Source organism: Tabrizicola sp. TH137 (genome assembly GCF_002855575.1).
In the GTDB taxonomy this organism is placed as follows: Bacteria; Pseudomonadota; Alphaproteobacteria; order Rhodobacterales; family Rhodobacteraceae; genus Paragemmobacter.
Genome location: NZ_PKRQ01000001.1, coordinates 14343 through 34302, shown reverse-complemented (window position 1 = coordinate 34302; position 19960 = coordinate 14343). Strand labels below are relative to the sequence as shown.

Genomic DNA, 19960 nt, shown 5'->3' with positions numbered 1-19960 from the left:
AGTTGCGCGACAACGCAAGAGAACATATGATGAACTTTCAGTTAATGGGAAAGGGGAATCAGTATGGCGGGCAACCTCAAGAAGTTCGTGAACCCGAGGTTCATCAAGACCGTCGACTTGCCCTTGATGAAGTCTCTGCTTGCCCGGCATGACGGCAAGTTCAAGGGTTTCTCCCTGGATCAGCTGGAGGGCGAAGAGGCGGAGGTCCGCAAGGCGCTGCAGGAATTCCTTGCTGGCGCCGAAGAGAATTACCCCGAGGGTTTGCGCGGCGATCTGCATCGGATCGCGGAACTCGGCGACGCACGCGGTTTGGAAATCATCCAGGTCCAGGCGGACCGAGACGGGATCGATCTCTTTCCTGAAATGAAGACTGGCGATCAGGAAGCGCCGAACAAGGCGCATGACCCCAAGCATATCGCCTTGCGGGTCTTCCTCGAACACCCTGACCTATTCGAAGCTGCTGCCGATCACATGGCTTTGCTGGCACCGGATCGCCTGCATGAGTTCGCAGGTCGGGAACGGGGCGTCACTATCGACCTGACGGAAGAGAAGGTCGAGGCGTTCCGGCTCGCTGTCGCCGATCTTTTCAAGAAGGCATTCCTCGGCGACTATTGCCGGGTCGGTGACTACGCCGATGCCGACGAGATCAACCTCGTGGTCAGCCACGGATCGACGGTGTCGACGATGCCGGTGGTTGAAGGGCAGCAGGAACGGGTGATCAGCGTTCGGCAGATCTCCCACGCGGTGCTGCGCTATTCTGAGAACACCGGCATGCTGAGACTGGCGCGGATCAGGAAGGCGCACCAACCTGAGATCGCGAAGCTGTTCGCATCGATCATCCTCGAGCGTCCGGGTTTCTTCGACGGCGACGATGCACAGGATCTCTACACCTTGCGCCCGGTGGAACTGGCCGGACCGGGCTTCGCCTTCGATCATCGCCACGATCCGGGGATCGACAAGGTGCAGATCATCGATGCTGCCGCCGACCTGATGGTGCCCGGCAAGAATGGCTATGCGCGTGTTGCGCGCAGCTTGCGGTCGCGAGACCTCAGCGGCGAGGCGCTGCGTCACTTCGGCGGGACGCCGGTGGCGTTCGGCGGCTCCTGGCGGCTTGGGGAACTGGTGTTTCGGGTGCTCTTCATGGGCGAAGGCAAGCGGCAACCACAGGTGACGGTGAAGCTGCGCCCGCCCGGCGTCCTGCAGTTCCGGCGCACGCAGCATGAGGCGCGCGTGCTGACCCTGATCCGGCGCAACGGGCTGATGAATGACCGAGACGATTTTGAGGTTGTTGACGCGGCTGAGTGAAGCTGGCGACGACGCGATCCTGACGGGTGCGGTGGCAAGGCCCTTTCAGGGGCCTCTCTTCGAACGACTGCTGTCGCGGCGTGTCCTCGTCGAGGATGCACGACTGACGGAGTGGGATGTCTGCGATCGATGCGACTGCGGGCTTGCTTCGCGGCCCATCCGGTCCGTGGGTGGTGAACAGTTCAGGGCCGAATGCCCCCTGGACCAGGCCCAGGATGTCAACCTGACCGAGGATGATCTGCTCGTCTATCGCGTTGAAGCCGCCGGTCTGGCGTCAGTGATCGGCGCGGCGGCGGGGTTCAAGGATGCCCCTTCGCAGCTGGTCGAGGGACTCTGGCAGCTTGGGGCATTCCCATCGGGCAGTGTCGTTTTCCTTTCATTCGAGGCTGCGGCTCTTACCAGCGAGGCCATAGTCGCGACGCTGCGTCAGGCCGCACAGGGCCAAGATGTCACCATCCTCGTGCCTGCGATCCCTCCCGCCGCGGCGAAGCGACTGCGCAATGCCGGACTCCATATGGTCGAAACCGTGTCCGTCATGGTGCCCGTCGCAGGCGGCCTCGGCGTAGCCATCGATCCTGCAACCTTGAAGCCGCCTCCCGGTCCCGGTTCGCTTCGGGTTCGGAGCGCATCGGCCGAAGTGGAATGGCTGGGCCGGTCGGTCGTCCTGTCGCATCAGCTGTTCCCGGTGTTCCAGCGGCTGCTGGCGAAGGCGAAAACGCGCGACCAGGTCGCTTCGGGTCCCGAAGTCGAGGGCACAACGGGGCGTGAGGCAAAGGATCTGATCCGGGAGCTTCGTGCCGCCCTTGTGGCGGCAGGCTTTACGAAGGCCGAAGCGGAGACCCTGATCGCGACAGCGCGCGGTCGGGGCTACCGGCTCGGCGTTCCTGCATCGGGCATCCAGATCGACGGCTGACCGCCGCCCACCAAACCCCCACCAAATTCCCACCACGTTCCCACCTGCGCGGCGACCGCATCCGGCACCTTGGGCTCATCAGAAACGATGACCGAGGCATGCAGCGATGCGGATCGAACTTTCCCCCGACGACATTGAAACCATCATCCACGAGGCAGACGCTGCGGCGCGCCGGTTGCGGCGCAAGCTAAACCTGCCCCACTGCGACCGTGAGGATCTGGGCCAGGACCTTCTGGTCGATCTCCTGCGCCGCTTGCCCGCCCATGATCCCGCGCGTGGCACCATCGGCGCTTTCGCCAACATCGTCTTGCGCAACCAGTCCTCGCGCATCGCCATCCGTCATCGCCGCCAGCGCCGAGCACAGGGTGGCACCGTGATTTCGCTGGACGCTCCCATCGCCGACGGCACCGAGCCGCTGGGCTGCATGCTGGCGGAGGCAGACGGTCTGGCCGCCTGGCATGGTCAGGACCGCTCTGCCGAGGACGACGCCGAGACCCACCACGATCTCGCACGGGCAATGGGCGGTCTGCCTGATGACATGCGTGGCCTCTGCGCGGCACTTGGCACCTGCGCTGTTCCCGAGATCGTCAGCCGCACCGGCATCTCCCGTTCCGCCCTCTACCGCCACATCGCCCGCCTTCGGCTCGACCTCGCGATGCGCGGGTTCGGGGCGGAGTGGGACGGTTCCAAGGCGGCGTGAGTAGAGGACCGACATGGAGATGTTCGTCATGCACCCCACCTCCTTCATCCCGGCCAAGCCCCGGCCGCTCACCGACATCGAGTTCTGCGCGTGGATCGGTCAGGCCATGCCGGGCGACCGCCTCGAGTATCATCGCGGGTTCCTCGGCATTGATGCCACGGCGGTGATCTCGACCCTTCCGGAACCGGATCGCCGCAGGCTGGGCGCGCTGGCCAGTGCCGCCCACCGCGCCTTCGAGGCTGCGCTGGTGCATCTGGTGCAGGTGCGGGTCGGCCCCGACCGCTTCGCCTATCTGGCCATCGCGCGCACCAAACCGCGCCATGCGCCAATCCCGCTTTCCCAACTCATCGCGACAGAGGAGGCCGCCTGATGCGCGCCGTGCTTGCCTGGATTGGGGATTGGCTCCCGCCGTCCCTCTACTTCGACATCGCCGGAAAGCCGGACGCGACCGCGACAACAGAGGCGCAGCCCGCCCGGCTGCCGAATCTGATGACCCGGTTGCGCCGTGCCTTCCACAGCCTGGACGACCTGCCGGATGCGATCCCTGCGCCCTGGCGCGAGGGGAACGAGACCGAGCCGCTGCTGATCGAGATGGCGACCATCGACGACATCGCCTTCGCCGTCGTGGCGGCGAATGCCGACGTGTCGGCCGCAATCCGCCGCTCCTCGGCGCTCGAACGGCTCCACCGCCTGGCCCGCGAGGCCGGGGCACTCGGAACGGACCGCGCCGTTGACGCGGCCCTGAAGCGGGAGGGGCGCTGATGGCCATGCCGTTCCCCAGCACCGAGGCACGCTTCGACAACGTGCCGAAGTTCGACGACCTTGACCGGCTGTCCATCGGCGAGATCGCTGACATGCCGCCTGCGCTGCTTCTCGCGCTGCAGGACGAAGCAGTGGCCGAGACCGCCCGGGTCAAGTGCCTGAGGGACCGTTTCGAGGCGGCACTGGCGCAGCGCTATGGCGCGGCGACCGAGGCCGCGCGTTCCGCCCAAGGCAAGACCTCGGGCACGGTCCGGATCGAGGATGCGGGCGTGGTGGTCATCGCCGATCTGCCGAAGAAGGTCACCTGGGATCAGGACCGGCTGGCCGCGATGACGACCCGGATCCGCGAGGCGGGCGACGACCCGACCCAGTACCTCGAGATCGCCTATCGCGTGCCGGAACGCCGGTTTGGGGCCTGGCCCGACGCCATGCGCGAGGGCTTCGCCGCCGCCCGGTCCGAGACCACCGGCAAACCCGTGTTCCGGCTCGAGACCCGAGACCGGTGACGCGCGGCGGCGGGACGCCCAAGCGGCAACGCCGGGCAGGTTCCCCTTCGGCACCCGGTCACCCCCGCCGCCGCGCCCTTTCCATCCTTCGGAGAACCCCATGGCCTTCCGTATCATCACCGCCGACGAACGCCTCTCGGCCGCCGAGAACAAGACCTCGCTCGCCATCTTTGGCCCGCCGGGCGTGGGCAAGACCACGCTTCTGAAGTCCCTGCCTGCCGAGGAAACCGTCTGCCTCGACCTCGAGGCCGGGATGAAATCGGTGCAAGACTGGCGCGGCGCGTCGATCCCGGTGCGCAGCTTCACCGATTTCCGCGACCTTGCGGTGCTGATCGGCGGGCCGGATCCGGCGCAGCATCCGCAGTCCTGGTACGGGACCGAACGGCACGCGTGGCTGCAGGCCCAGCTCCGCGACAGCGGCATCGAAGCCTTCCTCGCCGCGCGCCGCATCGTCTTCGTCGACTCGATCACCGATCTGACCCGACAGGCGATGGCCTATGCCCGACAGCAGCCCGAAGCCTTCTCGGATCGGACCGGCAAGCCTGATGTCCGAGGTGCTTACGGTCTTCTGGGGCGCGAGGTGATTCAGGCGCTGAAGCACCTCCAGCATGCGCGCGGCAAGACCGTGATCTTCGTCGGCGTTCTGGAAAAGGTGACCGACGACTTCGGCACCGTCACCTGGCAACCGCAGATGGAAGGCAGCAAGGCCGGGCGGGAGTTGCCGGGCATCGTGGACCAGGTCGTCTCGATGCACCTCTTCGCCCGCGATGCCGAGGGTGGCTGGGTGCTGGACGAGACCGCCACTGACCGCCGCCTTGTCTGCAAGTCGGGCAACCCCTGGGGCCTTCCCGCCAAGGACCGGTCCGGCCGCCTCGACCTGACCGAACCGCCCGACCTCGGCGCACTGCTCGCGCGGATCGACGGCCGCGCCCCCCATCAATCCGCTTTCGCCTCCTGATCCCTGAAAGGACATGACCATGAGCTACGATCTGAACGATGCCCAGCCGCAGATGGCCCCCATTGGCGAACTGATCCCGGATGGCACCTTCGCCAAGGTGCGGCTGACCATTCGCCCCGGTGGCGTGAACGGCGCGACCCCGGCGGATGCGGGGCTTCTGAAGGCGTCGCAGTCCAGCGATGCCCGCATGCTCGACTGCGAATTCACCGTGGTCGACGGCCCCCACGCCCGCCGCAAGTTCTGGCAGAGCTTCACCGTGGCGGGCGGCAAGCTGGACGAGAAGGGCCAGTCCATCGGCTGGAAGATCTCGAAGTCCACCTTTCGCGCCATCGTGGACAGCGCCCTTGGCCTTGATCCCAGGGACGAAAGCCCCGCCGCCAAGGCCAAGCGGGTTCTGCCCGGCCTGCGGCATCTGGAGGGCATTGTCTTTGCCGCGCGCATCATGGTGGAGCCCGCGTCCAACCCGCAGTACCGCGACCAGAACCGCATCGCCAACGTCGTTCTGCCCGACGAGCCGCAGCATGCTGCCATCATGCGTGGCGAAACCGTCCCGCCCGATCCGGTCAACGCCCCGCCGCGCAAGGCCGCGAGCGTCGCGGCGCCGGGCTGGCAGGCCCCGGCACCGGCCTGGGGCGCGGCGCAACCGTCGCCCGCAGCGCCGAACTGGGGCGCGACACCGCAGCCCGCGTCGGCACCGGCGCCCGCGTGGGGGTCGCAGAACGCCCCGGCCGCTCCGCCCACACCGCAGGCCCCCGCACCCGCCGCGCCGGGCACCCCCGCCATGCCCGCGTGGCTCAATGGCTGAAGCGCGGCGGAAGCGGCGGTCGGGTGGGTCGGTGCGATCCACCACCGCCGAGCCCGATGGGGCTGGGCCGGGCGACCGGCCCATGACCCCCGACGAATGGCAGGCGCAAGTGACGCGCGCCGCCGCGCTGGAGATCGGAAGATGGCTCGAGGCCCGAGGAAGACTGCACCAACCCATCGCAAGCCTTACCCTCGGCGACCTCGACGCCATGGCGGTGAACGCCATCTCGCGCTGGATCGTGATGCAGTCGGAACGTCTTCACCGGCAGGACTGGCCACGGGACGACCCGATCGCGACGCTCTTGCTCGGGTGACGATCTGCGCCGTCTGCGCCCGGGAGGCCCGCGGCTTCGGCTACGTCCACCGGCTCCAGCACGACCGCTATCCCTATCATCTCTTCTGCTCGCTCCGCTGTCAGGACGTGGGCAGCGCAATCGCCCAAAGGAACAATGGCATGATCGACAAGACCGCCCGCGAGGCACAGGCCATCCGCGACGCCCGGGTGCTGTTCGCCGAAGCGCTGACCGACCTCGGCCTGATGGCGCCCTTCTTTAACCGCACCGCCGCCGACATCGACCGGCTGATCGAGGCGGCCGTCACCGGCTACGTGGACAGCATGCTGGCGCAAGGCGCTCGCAAGGAACGGACCGGCACGGCCCATGACGATCCGATTCCGTTCTGAGTGGGCCGTCATGATCGATCTGAAAAATGAGGCGGCCCCCTGGACCGGACTTCTTGCCGCCGCGACAGCTAATGCCATCACCGACTTCGAGGTCGAGTTCTGCGAGAGCCTGCGCCAGAAGCTCGAGAAACTCGGCGCGCGTGCCCGGCTGACCGAAGCCCAGCACCACAAGCTGACCTGCATCGCGCAGGCAGGCGGCTTCTGGGAGCGCGACCAATGATCGACCTGAACCACGGCTCCGGCTGCAACTATGGCCAGGCTACGCCGCGTCCGCCGATCGCCACCGCCGTCTCCGCCGCCATCGACACCGCCCTCTCAGCGCGCAATCGCGCGGAACGCCCCCGCACCTATGTCAGCTCCTCGGGGCTGGGGCGCGACTGCCTGCGCCAGATCCAGTACGACTTTCTCGCGGTGCCCAAGGACGAGGGCCAGGAGTTTGAACCGCGCATCCTGCGGATCTTCGAGGCTGGCCACCGGGCCGAGGACATCGTCGCGGGCTGGTTCAGGATCGCCGGGTTCGACCTGCGCACCGAACGCCCCGATGGTCGCCAGTTCGGCTTCGAGGCCATGGCGGGCCGGTTCAAAGGCCATATCGACGGCTGCTTCGTCTCGGGCCCCATCGCGATGGATTACCCCGCCCTCTGGGAGAACAAGGCGCTCGGGGCCTCCAGCTGGAAGGATGTGGTCAAGCGAGGCGTCAGCATCGCGCGCCCCGTCTACGCCGCCCAGATCGCGCTCTATCAGGCCTACATGGACCTGCCCAACCCGGCACTCTTCACCGCGCTGAATCGCGACACAATGGAGTTGCATGCGGAACTCGTCCCGTTCGATGCTCGCCTTGGACAGGAGATGTCGGATCGGGCCGTCACGGTTGTGCAGGCCTCGGCGGCAGGCGAATGGCTGCCCCGGATGGTCAACGAGCCGTCGGCGGTCGTCTGTCGGGGTGGCATGGCTGGCGGCAAGTGGCACGCGCCCTGCGCATGGGCAGAGCGGTGCTGGAGGGGCGTCGGTGTCTGACTTCGTCCCCTCGGCCGCGCAGGCCGCCGCCATCGCCGAAGTCCGCGACTGGTTCGAGAACCGCACCGGATCGAGCCAGGTGTTCCGGCTCTTCGGCTATGCCGGGTCGGGCAAGAGCACGGTCCTGAAATTTGCCCTCGACGACCTTGCACTGTCACCCCACCGTAGCGCGAAGGACGGCCATTGCGTGCCGGGCGTCGTCACCGCAACCTTCACCGGCAAGGCAGCGCTGGTCCTGAGCCGCAAGGGCACGCCCGCCCGCACCATCCACAGCCTGATCTATTCGGTGATCGAGTCTACCGAGGAGGAAATCGCCGCCGCTGCCGCCAAGGTTCAGGACGCCGAGACCGCCGCGCGCAAGCTGACCGGTTTCGACAGGACCGCCGCCGAAGCCGGGATCGAGGCGATGCGCCAGGTGCTGTCCGCGATGAAGCATCCCCGCTTCGCCCTGAACCCGCAAAGCGATGCCGCGGATGCGCAGCTGATCGTGCTGGACGAGGTGTCGATGGTGGGCGAGGAGATGGCCCGCGACCTGATGAGTTTCGGCAAGCCGATCCTCGTGCTGGGCGATCCCGGTCAGTTGCCGCCGATCAAGGGCGAAGGGGCCTTCACCCGTGATGCGCCCGACGTAATGCTGACCGAGATTCACCGCCAGGCGGCCGAGAGCGCGATCATCCGCCTCGCCACCATGGCGCGGATGGGCGAACCCATCGGCTTCGGGGTTTACGACGCCCATGTCGCCAAACTGCGCAAGGGCGACGTCACGCCGGATCAGGCGCTGCGCGGCGGGCAGTTGATCTGCGGCCTGAACGCGACGCGCTTCCAGCTGAACAATGCGATGCGGGCGGCGGCCGGGCTGGGCGGGACATATCTTCCCACCGGCGGGGCGGAAAAGATCATCTGTTTGAAGAACGACAACTCGCTTGGCTTGATCAACGGCATGTTCCTGACCCTCGAGGATATCGTCGACGAGGGAAGCCTCTACTTCTCAGCCGTGGTGCATGACGAGGACGGGCGACGCGTGACGCCATTCAACAGCGACGGCCGCCCGGGCCGGTTGCGCATCTACAAGGGGCATTTCGAGGATCACGTCGCCTACGATGCCAAGCGCCATGACCGTGACTGGCGAGAAAAGCGCAAGCTGACCGAGGCGACCTTCGGCTGGGCGATTACCGCACACAAGGCGCAAGGGTCGCAGTGGGAGAACGTGATCGTCTGGGACGATGGGCTGGGCCGCAGCGAGATCGACCGCCGTCGCTGGCTCTATACCGCCATCACCCGCGCCGAGCGCGGTCTCGTTCTGCTGGCGTGAGGGGACGGGATGATCGATCTAAACGAAGTCGCCACGCCGAAGGCACGCCACGATCTGGCCGCCGTGAAGGATCGGCTTGCCGCCACCGCAGGCGACTGGCTCCCCGGCATATTTCCGGAGGCGCGGCTGGCGCGCGACTGTCGCTCCTTGCGCTGTGCCGACCTGTCCGGCCGCCCGCCGCGCAAGGAAGGGTCGTGCACCATCCACCTCGACGGGCCGTATGCCGGCTGGGGCTTCGACTATGCGACCGGCGAAAGCGCCGGGCCCATCGATCTGATCGCACAGGCGACGGGGCTGAGCGACAGCGCGCTCTTCGACGAAGCGGCGCGGATTGCAGGCATGGATCGCCCCATGCCCCGATCCGCACCGCGCCCGAAGCCCGACCATTCAACCGAGGTTGCGCGTCTGGTCGATGGCGCCCAGCCGCTCGCCGGAACCGTGGGTGAAGCCTACCTTCGCGCGCGGGGCCTTGGCGATCCAGGATGCCCGGATCTGCTGTTCCATCCCGACCTGCCAGATTTCGACACGCGGCGCGGGTGGCCGGGGCTGATCGCGCTGCCGCGCGTCGTGACCGGTGAACGCGCCCCTGGCATCCACCGGACTTTCCTGCTCGATGATGGCAGCGCCAAAGGCCCCAGCGGCAAGAAGATGTTGGGTTCGGTGGCCGATGCGGCCGTGCGCCTGTTCGCCATGCCTGCGGACGGGCACCTTGGTATTGCCGAGGGTATCGAGACCGCCCTCGCAGCGCATGCCCTGTTCGGCACCGCCGTCTGGGCGGCGCTGTCCGCGGATGGCCTCGCGCGCTTTCGCTGGCCCGAGGGCACGACACGTGTCACGATCTATGCTGATGCTGGCGATGCCGGTCGTCAGGCGGCCGCCTCGCTCTCGGACAGGCTGAACCGGGCCGATCTTCCGAACGAGATCGTGGTCCCGCTGCATGGCGACGATTTCAACGATGACCTCCTGCGTGGCGCGCGCGCCGAGGACTATGGCCCGCGTCAGGAGCTTCCGGCCGAAGACCTGCCCGCCGCGATGGATCGCTTGCCATCTGCTGGCGACACCATCGCTGACCTGGTGGCCGCAGCAGATGCACTCACCAACCCGCCCGATATCTCCGCCCTCGGAGAGCTTCTAGGACGCATTGCCCTCGCGCAGCTTGACCCGCTGCCCGCGCGCCAGATCCTTGCCCGCATCAAGACCACGACCGGCATCGCCATGTCGATCCTCGACAAGCAGCTGATCGAACTGGTGAAGCGTGTGAACGTCTCCGGCGATCCGCATGCGCGGATCGCCAAACCGGCCTGGTTCAACCGCCTGCGACAGGATCTGGTCGGGACGCCCGAGCGCAACGAGGCCAATGTCATCATCGCACTGACGTCCGATATCGCTTTCGCGGGCGTGCTGGCCTTCGATGACTTCTCCCGGGAGATCGTAGTGTGCCAACCGCTGCCGTGGGATGCCGCGACCTGCCCGTTTCCCCGCCCCTGGGAGGATGCCGACGATGTCCGGACCGCGGAATGGCTGCAGCTGCGCGGGGTCAATGTCGCGCCGCTTGTGGTCGGTCGTGCCGTCGGCGCAGTCGCCCGCGAACACCGCATCCATCCCGTCCGCGACTGGCTGGAACACCTCCGCTGGGACGGCACGCCCCGGATCGAGACTTGGACCAGCACCTATCTCGGCGCTGCCCCGACCGCGTTCCACCATACCGTCGGCGCGCTCTGGCTCATCTCGGCCGTGGCACGCATCTTCCGCCCCGGTGTGAAGGCCGATCACATGCTGATCCTCGAAGGCCCGCAAGGCGCGCGCAAATCGACAGCCATCAAGGTGCTGGCGGGCGAAGCATGGTTCACCGACGAACTGCCCGAGCTTGGGTCCAAGGATGCCGCCATCCACATGCAGGGCGTCTGGATCGTGGAGATCGCCGAACTCGACGCCATCGGCCGGGCCGAGGTCTCGCGCATCAAGGCATTCCTCACCCGCACCACAGACCGCTTCCGTCCTCCCTACGGCCGGTACACCGTCGAGGTGCCGCGCCAATGCGTCTTCGCGGGCACCGTGAACCCCGACACCTATCTGCGCGACGAGACCGGCAACCGCCGCTTCTGGCCGCTGCACTGCGGGACCATCGACATCCCGGCGCTGGCTCGCGACCGGGACCAGCTCTGGGCCGAAGCCGTCCATCGCTTCCGCGCCGGCGCAATCTGGTGGATCGACGATCCGGCGCTGCTGGCCGAAGCCCGCGAGGAACAGGACCGTCGCTACCAGGCGGATGCTTGGGATGCCCGCATCGACCGGTGGCTTACCCACGACACCCGCAGCGTCAATCGCGGCCACGCGGGCTATGAGGATTGGCAGGATGAAGAGTTCGAGCGCCCTGAGCCGATCCGCGATGTGTCGGTGGGTGAAATCCTCGAAGGCGCGCTCGGCATCGAGCCCGCGAAATGGACGAAGGGCGATCAGATGCGCGTGGGGGCCTGGCTGAAGTCGCGGGACTGGGAGAAATACCGGCGTCGGTCAGACAGCGCGCGTGAATGGCGCTATAGAAAACCGTCGACCGAATGACGAAACAAGAATGATGTAGGGCGGCCGGTTTCGGCCACCCACTTTTCTCGTGACATCGCGCCGAAGACCTCATCGATAGATGCGAAGGCTCTCGATCAGGCCAAGCGGATCGGTGCTGCGAGCAATCTCGATCGTCAGCCCGCTACGTCCCTTCATGACATCGCGTTTGACGTTCGCGATCTTGGATTCGGCATCCACGAAGTATTCCCGTGTCTGGAATTTCTTCTTTTCCTTGGAATGCCAAAGACAAGTCAGCTCATCCTCATCGACATACTTGGCCTGCTTGATGTCCTCGATGAAGGGCTCGTAGAACGCTTCAGGATGAGTATCGAAACCAATACGCTCGAGCCAGATCAGGATTGCGGCAAATGATGCCGGTCTCAGGCCCGTGAATCCGTAAACGGAGGTATCCCGTACTTTCGGGCGCCTGAACCGCGAGACCGCCGCAACCCCTGAGATCTTCAGCAGGTTCTCTGTTCCCATGTCGAAGACCATCCCACCGAGACTGGTATCGAGCGTGTCAAGCCATCCTTCGACCGAAACGGTTGCAATAACCTCGTCCTTCAGAAGTGCGCTGGTTTGGGCACGGGTCTTCGACGAGACTTGTGTGTCCCGCGCTCGCTCAAGCCCGTGCCAGAGTGCCTGAAGGACACGTTGCTCCACCTGGTTCTTCGGCGGGGCAGCCGACTTTCTGGCCTCTGCAGGTGTGCCAGACGGGATTGGCATCGCAGGAGCATTCCCATTGGGGTTGCCCGTGAGAGAAGTATCGCTGGTTGGCGCGCCGATCAGCGAGTTCAGCCGCCCCCAACTCTGTTCGCCATGGACGCGGGCGATCAGTTCGAGGGCTTGGCTGTGTCCGATCGTGAGATCGGGAGCGAGAGCCGACCTCAGGCGCTTCGCCTGGGCCTTGGCAATGTCGGAGGTGGCCGGAAGGCCGGTGAGCTGTTCATTCATGGCAAAACCTCTGCCTGAGGGTCGTCGAAGTCGAGGGCTCGGTCCATTGCCGCCACGAAGACCCTTGGGAAAGGTTGCCTTGTTGCGATATTCGATACGCATGTTCTTCATGGGGAAACCCGGACCGGAACGGCCATGCGCAGCACCCCAAGTAACATGGGCGTTGGCGATGCCGCACACAAGGGGGTGATCGTGCGGAGTTGTCGAAGAGCGTCGCAACAACCGCCCCTGGCGGCCGTGTTCACGTTTCGGGTTGGCCCTACCTCTTTCCCTGACCCTACCTGACGGCTAGGTAGGGTCAGGGAAAACACAAAGATTTCAATCGTGTCCCTACTGGCCCTACTTGGTGCACTAACTTCCTTTCCCTTCCCATAGACATGTATGTCCCTAACCGGCTTCATCCCTCCTTATGCGTCGTAGGAAAAAAGGTTGGGACGAGTAGGACCGGTAGGGACAGCTTTGATTTCAAACGATGATTTGTGGCCCTACCTTGACCAGAAGTAGGACCAGGTTGGGTCGCCCGTCTGCAGAGCGCGTTTTCCTTGACCCGGCACACCTGACATGATTTCCTGCCCATGACCAAAGCCGAAGGCCCACGATCGAGGTGAGCCTTCATTATGACCCTGAACTCCGAAGTGCCGGACCCGCGCCTTGAACAAGGGCGCCTTCCCGTATCATGCATCCTCGCTCTCGATCTCGGCACATCGACCGGATGGACGATCCGCGGTCATGACGCCCTGATCACCAGCGGCACCGTCTCGCTGCGTCCGGGCCGCTTCGACGGCGGTGGCATGAGATACCTGCGCTTTACCAACTGGCTGACCGAGATCGACCGACTGTCCGGACCAATCGCCGCGATCTGGTTCGAGGAAGTTCGCCGCCATGTCGGTACAGACGCTGCCCATGTGTATGGCGGTCTGATGGCCACCCTCACTGCATGGGCCGAACTGCGCGGCATTCCTTATCAGGGCGTTCCGGTCGGCACGATTAAGCGCCATGCCACCGGGAAGGGAAACGCCGACAAGGTGGCGATGATCGCAGCCGCGCGGGCGCGCGGGTTCAGCCCCGCCGATGACAACGAGGCGGATGCCATCGCCATCCTGCATTGGGCGATCGAAACGAACGGGGGTGTCGCGTGAGGTGGTATCCCCGAGGCTACGGTGGCACCCGCCGTGATCCAGATCGCGTCAAGCAGGACGGCTGGCATGACCATGGGCTACTGGCCGTGTCCATCGACGACCCGCGTCTCACCTGGCCTGAGCGCGAACTGGTGCGTCAGCTGGGCGAAAAGCTCTATGGGCCGCGCGTGGCCGAACGGGAGGCCGCGAATGGCTGACTGGACGCCCACCATGGTCGAGGACCGGCTCGAGAGTGCGGCCGACGTGTTCCGGTCGCTGCCCGAGGTGAAGCCTCAGGGCTATTTCAACGCCTGGCCCGAGTATTTCCACAGCTTCGCTGATCAGGTCGGCCAGGAGTCTCGGATGCGACGCCCGAAGCCGGGCCCGCGCGACATCACACAAGCGGACGACGCGCTGCTGTGGTTGCGCTGGCTGGACCCGGCCGACGCGCGCCTTGTGTGGCTGCGCGCAAACCGCAAGCCTTGGAAGCCGATATGCTGGGAATTGGGCATCAGCCGCGCCACCGCCAACCGGCGCTGGCAGTATGGCATCGCGGTCATCGTCTGGCGGTTGAACGGCAAACGCGTGCCGACGAAGCGGTCGATGGAATTCGTGATGGACGCAGCTGGGCGTCATAGACCATCTTGAGGGGACACTGCTCGAACTGTATTGACAACATGACATGGCCAACAACCTGACCGCCGAGAAAGCCCTGATCTTCAGGATCACGCACATCAACAATGTGCCGTGGATCCTTAGACATGGGCTGCATTGCAAGAATTCCGACGTTCAGGATCCCGGTTTTGTGCGAATTGGGAACCTAGAACTGATTCAGCGCCGGACGGCAAGGAATGTGCCCGTGCAGCCGGGCGGGACGCTAGCGGATTATATCCCGTTCTACTTCACGCCCTTTTCAATGATGATGTACAATATCAAGACGGGTTACGGGGGGATACGGCAGTTCCCGAATGCTGAGATTGTGATCATGGTGTCGTCGCTCCGAGGGTTGGCAGACCGCGGCCTTGCAACCGTGTTCTCGGATCGGCACGCTTATCTTCAGACCGCGCAGTTCTTCACCTCGCTCGACGATCTGGACAAGATCGACTGGGGAATCCTTCAACGCAGGGACTTCAAGCGTGACGTCGATGATCCTGAGAAGACCGATCGCTACCAGGCTGAGGCGCTCGTACACAGGCACTTGCCAGTGGAGCACCTTGCAGGCATAGTCTGCCTGGGTGAGAACGAAAAAAGAACACTCGAACGTCAACGGGAGGAGGTTGGGCTCGAACTCAAGGTCGTAGCACAACCTGGCTGGTATTTTTGATGGTAACTTACACGCAAGGAAATCTGCTGGAGGCCGACGTTGACGCAGTGGTGAACACTGTCAACACAGTCGGAATCATGGGCAAGGGGATTGCTCTGATGTTCAAGGAGCAGTTCCCCCGCAACTTCGAAGCCTATGCGCGCGCTTGCGACGCCGGCGAAGTTAAAATTGGCAAGATGTTCGTTACCGAGAACAAAGAACTCTTCGGGCCGCACTGGATCATCAATTTTCCGACGAAGACCCATTGGCGTGTGAAGACCCAAATAGAATGGGTTGAGGAAGGATTGAGAGATCTTGTCCGCGTAATTCGCGACAAGAACATTCGTTCAATTGCGATCCCTCCACTTGGCTGTGGGAATGGTGGACTCATTTGGCAGGACGTTCGTCCACTGATCGAGGCGGCATTGGGCAAACTCGATGGTGTCAACGTCATAGTCTACGAGCCGACTGTGAAGTACCAGAACGTCGCCAAACGTACCGGAGTCGAGAAGCTGACCCCGGCCCGTGCTTTGGTGGCGGAGATGGTACGTCGTTATGCTCTATTGGGGATCGAGTGCTCGATTCTCGAAGTGCAGAAGTTGGGGTGGTTCCTCGAGCGTGGTGTAACGCGGTTTGGATTGACGGAGGCACTCAATTTCAGGTTCCAAGCCCACAAGTACGGGCCCTATTCGCACAACCTGACGAAGCTGCTCGATAGCCTCGATGGCAGTTATCTTCGCTGCGACAAGCGGCTCTCGGACGCCGATCCGCTGGACCTCATTTGGTTTGACGACGCCAAGTACGACCGAGTGCAAGCATACCTGAACTCCGGGGAAGGTAAGCAGTTCTCGCGCGTATTGGAGTGGGCTTCGGCGACCATTGATGGCTTCGAGTCGCCCCTCGGCATGGAACTTCTGGCGACCGTTGATTGGATGATGCAGCACGACGATATCGATCCGACCGTGGAAGGTGTCATGCAAGGTCTCAAGGGCTGGGCGGGCGGAGAAGCGGCAGGGCTGCGCAAGCTGAAGATCTTCGATCAACGGCTGGTTGCCATTGCGTTGGAGCAACTTCGGGTATCGAACCAGTTGCCCGCATGAGGGACGTCGCAGAGCAAGGCTAACCACGGCTGTCAAGCCTGATCAGTCTCGCGAGACAATTTCCGGCGAGACACCGGACGGCGAGACGAAGCGCCCTTCTGACGGTATCCATGGCGATATGCTCGGGGTCGTGCGCTCGAGCGAAGCGGGGCTGATCCCGAGGTGGACACCGCGGCTGGTTTCCGGGGTCCAGCCAGCGTCCAGCCCCGGCCAGTTTCCGGTTCCTTCCTGGCGATATTCGTATGCTGGCGGGCGAAGCGCGGCACATCGCCAGCGACAGGGCCGGATTCTTGGGAAGCCACCCGGAAGCCAGCGCCGCCTGAACCAACCTGAAACACCGCAAAATCAAACCCTTGAAGCTGGACACCCTTGGTGGCCACTGGACCCTGCGTGGAGTCCAGTCCGGACCCCGGCGTCCGGAAGCCAGGGGGTATCCATCCTGATCCGAGGAATGTCCCGACCATGAAGCTGAGCTTCGCCCCAGAGCGGATCGAGATGTGGCCGCTGGCCAAGCTTCAGCCCTATGCCCGCAATGCCAAGGCGCATGGACCGGACCAAGTTGCGAAGATCGCCGCCAGCATGGCCGAGTTCGGCTGGACCGTACCCTGCCTCGTCGGCGAAGACGGCGAATTGATCGCGGGCCATGGCCGTGTGCTGGCCGCTACGCAACTGGGGCTGACCGATGCGCCGGTCATCGTGCTCGGGCATCTGACCGAGGCGCAGCGGCGGGCCTACCGGATCGCGGACAACAAGCTGACCGAACTCGGCACCTGGGACGAGGCCCTGCTGTCGGCGGAACTGAACGACCTGTTGGCAGAAGATTTCGACCTGTCGCTGGTCGGCTTCTCGGACGGCGAGTTGGACAAGCTTCTGGCCTTCGTGCCGGAGGGGGACGGTGAAGACGGTGGCGCCGGGGGCTCAGTGCCGCCGGTGACCATCCCCGAACCCCCGCGCAATCCGGCATCACGGACCGGCGATCTCTGGATCCTCGGTGATCACCGGCTGCTCTGCGGTGACAGCACCAGCGCGGCCGATGTGCGCCGCTTGATGAATGGTGAGCGCGCGATCCTGTTCGCGACCGACCCGCCGTATCTCGTCGACTACGACGGCTCGAACCACCCGACGCGAAACAAGGACTGGTCCCAGTCTTACGGCGTGACCTGGGATGACAGCAGCCAAGGGGCGGAACTTTACGACGGGTTCATCGCGGCGGCCGTAGCCGAGGCAATCACCGAGGATGCCGCGTGGTATTGCTGGCACGCGTCGCGCCGCCAGGCGATGCTGGAAGCCTGCTGGGAAAAGGCGGGCGCCTTCGTCCACCAGCAGATCATCTGGATAAAGGACCGCGGTGTCCTGACCCGGTCGCATTACCTCTGGAAGCACGAGCCCTGCTTCATGGGCTGGCGCCGACCTAACCGGCCGCCGAAGGTGGCCGAGCAGACGCTGCCCTCGACGTGGGAGATGCCGTCCTTCGCCAAGGACGAGCGGCCCGACCATCCGACGCCGAAACCGCTCGACGCCTTCGGCATCCCGATGCGCCAGCATGTGGCGCGGGGTGGCCTCTGCTACGAGCCGTTCTCGGGGTCTGGGTCGCAGATCATGGCAGGCGAGGCCAACGGTCGCCGCGTCTTCGCGATGGAAATCAGCCCCGCCTATGTCGACGTGGCTGTCGAACGCTGGCAGTCGGACACAGGGCGCGACGCGATCCTCGACGGTGATGGCCGGACTTTCGCGCAGGTAAGAACCGAGCGGGTGGGCAACGATGCCGAGACGCTGGACACGGACGCCGAACCCGAACCCGCGCGAAAGCGCAAGTCCGCTGCGTGACATGCATGACCTGGCTTTACCTTCCTCCGGACGCGCTTCCGGGTCCGGAGACGCATGCCTCTTCGGCCTCTCCCTCTGCTCCGGCGCGGGCGGGCTCGATCTCGGGCTCGCCATCGCCATCCCCGGATATCGTGCTGTGGGCCATGTCGAACGGGAAACCTTCGCCGCAGCCACTCTCGTGGCGCGGATGGAAGACGCGTCCCTGGATCGCGCGCCTATCTGGGACGATGTTGCCACCTTCGACGGCCAACCGTGGCGCGGCGCGGTGGACATCGTCACTGCGGGCTATCCGTGCCAGCCGTTCTCCGTCGCGGGCAAGCGCCGGGGCGCGGACGACCCACGCCACCTCTGGCCGCATGTCGCGCGCATCATCGGTGAGGTCGAGCCCCCTTTCGTCTTCCTCGAGAATGTCGCCCATCATCTCCGCCTCGGCTTCCCCGAAGTCGCCAGCGGACTGGTCGGCATGGGCTACAAGCTTGCGGCAGGCCTCTTCACGGCGGCGGAAGTCGGCGCGCCCCACAGGCGAGAGCGACTGTTCATCCTTGCGATCCGCGAGGGGGACGAGCTGGCCGACCCCGCGCGCCTGCTCTGGCACCCGGTCGAGTGGCGGGAACCGGACGGAAATGCTGCGGCTGTGGCCGACGCCCCGGGCCAGCGCCAACGAAAACCGGCAGACCAAACCGACGCCATCGCAGGCAGCGGGCCAGCATGGAACGAACCTCGCGACCACGGCCGCGATGTGGCCGACGCCGCAGATCGACAGTTTCCGCAGCCGGGGTGGCGACAGGCGCGACGAGAAGGGTCTGGACCGCATGGCGCGGGACTGGCCGGCGCCGATGGCGAACGACGGCTGCAAGCCGAGCGCGGGCAACCGGCGTACGGCCGATCTGACCCATGCGGCGGGGATGTGGATGACGCCGACGGCCCGGGATCACAAGGACGGGGCCACAACACTTGCGAACACACCGGTGAACGGCCTGCTTGGCCGCCAGGTCCTGGTGATGCCGATGGCTGGGCGCGATACCTCCGATGCGCGCCGGACCTTGAACCCGCTGTTCGTCGAGGCGCTGATGGGCTGGCCCACCGGGTGGACCGGCTTCGCCTCTGTGGCAACGGCGTGGTCCCCTTGGTTGCGGCGCATGCGCTGCGAACTCTCGCGGCTGAATTGCTGGCCGATGGATGAGGTGGCGGCATGAAGCAATCCCGCCTCATGTCGCTCGTCGAGTCCGTCGCCAACGTGATCGTCGGCTACAGCGTCGCGGTCGTGACGCAGATCCTGATCTTCCCGGTCTTCGGGCTGCACACGACGCTGGCGCAGAACCTCAAGATGGGTGCGGTGTTCACCGTCGTGAGCATCGCGCGGTCCTACGTCCTGCGGCGGCTGTTCGAGCGATCGAAAAAGGGACAGCCTTGATCGCACTTATAGATTATCTGGCCAAATTCGTTTGCCTGGTCCAGCACCGCCCGGGAACTGAAACCCCATATGGGTAACGGTATCGATTACCGTGGCCGCGAGTTCGGCAATGTGGCTTTGAACTTGATGGAGGTAAGCAACATCAATCGGTGTGCCGAAGATCTCTTTTCGTTTGTTGACGAATAGCGGTAGCGAGCGCCCTCCACGGTCCGGCATCCGCCACGAACCATGACAGATCACGTTCCTGATCTCAGACGCCTCCTTGATCGCGGCGACGAGTTCGTCAACGTTCTCGGTGGTGCTTTTGGCATTGTCGCGAACCGCCTTACCATAGGCTTCAGCAAGCGGCTTCAATGTGTCGGTCAAGGCTCGCTCAAGGGTTGGAAGCCATGAAGCGTAAGCCTCCTGCGCCTCTGCGGACGTTTCAAACGGACGAGTCGCGGTAAATGCGAAGATCGCTTTACCCAAAACTTCCTCTAGAAAGCCGTAGGTTGCGACAGTTCTACCCAGCTGTTCCCAGAATTCGGGCGAATGGCGGTGGGTGGGCCACTTTGGAGGCAGGTTGTCGCGATCAATAATCGCTCGATTGACATCTTCGTCTTCGATCATGTTGTGCCGCCATTCACAGTTTCTCCCGCAACATGTCACGGCATATGATGCTCGTCACGAGCCTCACTTCGCATGGGAAAGGCACACGACACTCCACAGGCCGCCGCCCGCGAT

General features: G+C 64.7%; 24 protein-coding genes and 1 pseudogene. 23 read left to right on the top strand and 2 right to left on the bottom strand.

The window, feature by feature from the left end; all coding sequences use genetic code 11:
• Nucleotides 1–63 precede the first annotated feature (63 nt).
• From C0V75_RS00220 to C0V75_RS00155, 14 genes are all read left to right on the top strand, one after another.
• On the top strand, nucleotides 64–1305 hold the full coding sequence (locus C0V75_RS00220; RefSeq protein ID WP_101918904.1) for a hypothetical protein: 1242 nt from the start codon (nucleotides 64–66) through the stop codon (nucleotides 1303–1305).
• Nucleotides 1265–2218: a hypothetical protein gene (locus C0V75_RS00215; RefSeq protein ID WP_143710358.1), complete on the top strand. Its 954-nt coding sequence runs from the start codon at nucleotides 1265–1267 to the stop codon at nucleotides 2216–2218. The genes C0V75_RS00220 and C0V75_RS00215 overlap by 41 nt, the downstream gene beginning before the upstream one ends.
• 106 nt (nucleotides 2219–2324) lie before the next feature.
• On the top strand, nucleotides 2325–2918 hold the full coding sequence (locus C0V75_RS00210) for a sigma factor (RefSeq protein WP_101918902.1): 594 nt from the start codon (nucleotides 2325–2327) through the stop codon (nucleotides 2916–2918).
• A 13-nt stretch (nucleotides 2919–2931) separates the two neighbouring features.
• Nucleotides 2932–3288: a hypothetical protein gene (locus C0V75_RS00205; protein WP_101918901.1), complete on the top strand. Its 357-nt coding sequence runs from the start codon at nucleotides 2932–2934 to the stop codon at nucleotides 3286–3288.
• A complete protein-coding gene (locus C0V75_RS00200; RefSeq protein ID WP_101918900.1) occupies nucleotides 3288–3680 on the top strand; it encodes a hypothetical protein in 393 nt (130 codons plus the stop codon). The genes C0V75_RS00205 and C0V75_RS00200 overlap by 1 nt, the downstream gene beginning before the upstream one ends.
• Nucleotides 3680–4186: a hypothetical protein gene (locus C0V75_RS00195; protein ID WP_101918899.1), complete on the top strand. Its 507-nt coding sequence runs from the start codon at nucleotides 3680–3682 to the stop codon at nucleotides 4184–4186. Before C0V75_RS00200 ends, C0V75_RS00195 begins: the two co-directional genes overlap by 1 nt.
• A 100-nt stretch (nucleotides 4187–4286) precedes the next feature.
• A complete protein-coding gene (locus C0V75_RS00190; protein WP_101918898.1) occupies nucleotides 4287–5144 on the top strand; it encodes an ATP-binding protein in 858 nt (285 codons plus the stop codon).
• Between the two features lie 19 nt (nucleotides 5145–5163).
• The gene (locus tag C0V75_RS00185; protein ID WP_101918897.1) at nucleotides 5164–5949 is read left to right on the top strand and encodes a hypothetical protein; all 786 of its coding nucleotides are present in this window, start codon (nucleotides 5164–5166) and stop codon (nucleotides 5947–5949) included.
• The gene (locus C0V75_RS00180; protein WP_254216329.1) at nucleotides 5942–6262 is read left to right on the top strand and encodes a hypothetical protein; all 321 of its coding nucleotides are present in this window, start codon (nucleotides 5942–5944) and stop codon (nucleotides 6260–6262) included. The genes C0V75_RS00185 and C0V75_RS00180 overlap by 8 nt, the downstream gene beginning before the upstream one ends.
• Before the next feature lie 140 nt (nucleotides 6263–6402).
• The gene (locus C0V75_RS23215) at nucleotides 6403–6630 is read left to right on the top strand and encodes a DUF6511 domain-containing protein (protein WP_062563528.1); all 228 of its coding nucleotides are present in this window, start codon (nucleotides 6403–6405) and stop codon (nucleotides 6628–6630) included.
• Between the two features lie 10 nt (nucleotides 6631–6640).
• Nucleotides 6641–6850 (top strand): hypothetical protein, encoded by a 210-nt coding sequence (locus tag C0V75_RS00170; RefSeq protein WP_101918895.1) that lies wholly within the window; start codon nucleotides 6641–6643, stop codon nucleotides 6848–6850.
• Complete coding sequence (locus tag C0V75_RS00165) at nucleotides 6847–7647, top strand: hypothetical protein (RefSeq protein WP_101918894.1); 801 nt, start codon at nucleotides 6847–6849, stop codon at nucleotides 7645–7647. Before C0V75_RS00170 ends, C0V75_RS00165 begins: the two co-directional genes overlap by 4 nt.
• Complete coding sequence (locus tag C0V75_RS00160; RefSeq protein WP_101918893.1) at nucleotides 7640–8959, top strand: ATP-dependent RecD-like DNA helicase; 1320 nt, start codon at nucleotides 7640–7642, stop codon at nucleotides 8957–8959. The genes C0V75_RS00165 and C0V75_RS00160 overlap by 8 nt, the downstream gene beginning before the upstream one ends.
• A 9-nt stretch (nucleotides 8960–8968) precedes the next feature.
• The gene (locus C0V75_RS00155) at nucleotides 8969–11521 is read left to right on the top strand and encodes a VapE domain-containing protein (RefSeq protein ID WP_101918892.1); all 2553 of its coding nucleotides are present in this window, start codon (nucleotides 8969–8971) and stop codon (nucleotides 11519–11521) included.
• Nucleotides 11522–11590: 69 nt separating this feature from the next.
• Here the strand turns inward: C0V75_RS00155 and C0V75_RS00150 are convergent, their stop codons facing one another.
• Nucleotides 11591–12577, bottom strand: a complete 987-nt coding sequence (locus C0V75_RS00150) for a glyoxalase superfamily protein (protein ID WP_143710357.1) — start codon at nucleotides 12575–12577, stop codon at nucleotides 11591–11593.
• Nucleotides 12578–13092: 515 nt separating this feature from the next.
• Here C0V75_RS00150 and C0V75_RS00145 point away from each other — a divergent pair.
• From C0V75_RS00145 to C0V75_RS00110, 9 genes and pseudogenes are all read left to right on the top strand, one after another.
• Nucleotides 13093–13614, top strand: a complete 522-nt coding sequence (locus tag C0V75_RS00145) for a crossover junction endodeoxyribonuclease RuvC (RefSeq protein ID WP_101918890.1) — start codon at nucleotides 13093–13095, stop codon at nucleotides 13612–13614.
• Entirely contained in the window at nucleotides 13611–13811 is a 201-nt protein-coding gene (locus C0V75_RS00140; RefSeq protein WP_101918889.1) for a hypothetical protein, read from the top strand. The genes C0V75_RS00145 and C0V75_RS00140 overlap by 4 nt, the downstream gene beginning before the upstream one ends.
• Nucleotides 13804–14241: a DUF6362 family protein gene (locus C0V75_RS00135; RefSeq protein ID WP_101918888.1), complete on the top strand. Its 438-nt coding sequence runs from the start codon at nucleotides 13804–13806 to the stop codon at nucleotides 14239–14241. Before C0V75_RS00140 ends, C0V75_RS00135 begins: the two co-directional genes overlap by 8 nt.
• 34 nt (nucleotides 14242–14275) lie before the next feature.
• A complete protein-coding gene (locus tag C0V75_RS00130; protein WP_101918887.1) occupies nucleotides 14276–14917 on the top strand; it encodes a DUF4433 domain-containing protein in 642 nt (213 codons plus the stop codon).
• Nucleotides 14917–15996, top strand: a complete 1080-nt coding sequence (locus tag C0V75_RS00125; RefSeq protein WP_101918886.1) for a macro domain-containing protein — start codon at nucleotides 14917–14919, stop codon at nucleotides 15994–15996. The genes C0V75_RS00130 and C0V75_RS00125 overlap by 1 nt, the downstream gene beginning before the upstream one ends.
• A 462-nt stretch (nucleotides 15997–16458) precedes the next feature.
• The gene (locus C0V75_RS00120; RefSeq protein ID WP_101918885.1) at nucleotides 16459–17823 is read left to right on the top strand and encodes a site-specific DNA-methyltransferase; all 1365 of its coding nucleotides are present in this window, start codon (nucleotides 16459–16461) and stop codon (nucleotides 17821–17823) included.
• Nucleotides 17759–18334, top strand: a pseudogene (locus C0V75_RS23410) (DNA cytosine methyltransferase); the annotation flags it as partial. The gene C0V75_RS00120 and the pseudogene C0V75_RS23410, both read left to right, overlap by 65 nt.
• 112 nt (nucleotides 18335–18446) lie before the next feature.
• Entirely contained in the window at nucleotides 18447–19019 is a 573-nt protein-coding gene (locus C0V75_RS23405; protein WP_254216389.1) for a hypothetical protein, read from the top strand.
• The gene (locus tag C0V75_RS00110; RefSeq protein ID WP_101918883.1) at nucleotides 19016–19237 is read left to right on the top strand and encodes a hypothetical protein; all 222 of its coding nucleotides are present in this window, start codon (nucleotides 19016–19018) and stop codon (nucleotides 19235–19237) included. Before C0V75_RS23405 ends, C0V75_RS00110 begins: the two co-directional genes overlap by 4 nt.
• A gap of 6 nt (nucleotides 19238–19243) precedes the next feature.
• Here the strand turns inward: C0V75_RS00110 and C0V75_RS00105 are convergent, their stop codons facing one another.
• A complete protein-coding gene (locus C0V75_RS00105) occupies nucleotides 19244–19846 on the bottom strand; it encodes a hypothetical protein (RefSeq protein WP_101918882.1) in 603 nt (200 codons plus the stop codon).
• Between the last annotated feature and the right edge of the window lie 114 nt (nucleotides 19847–19960).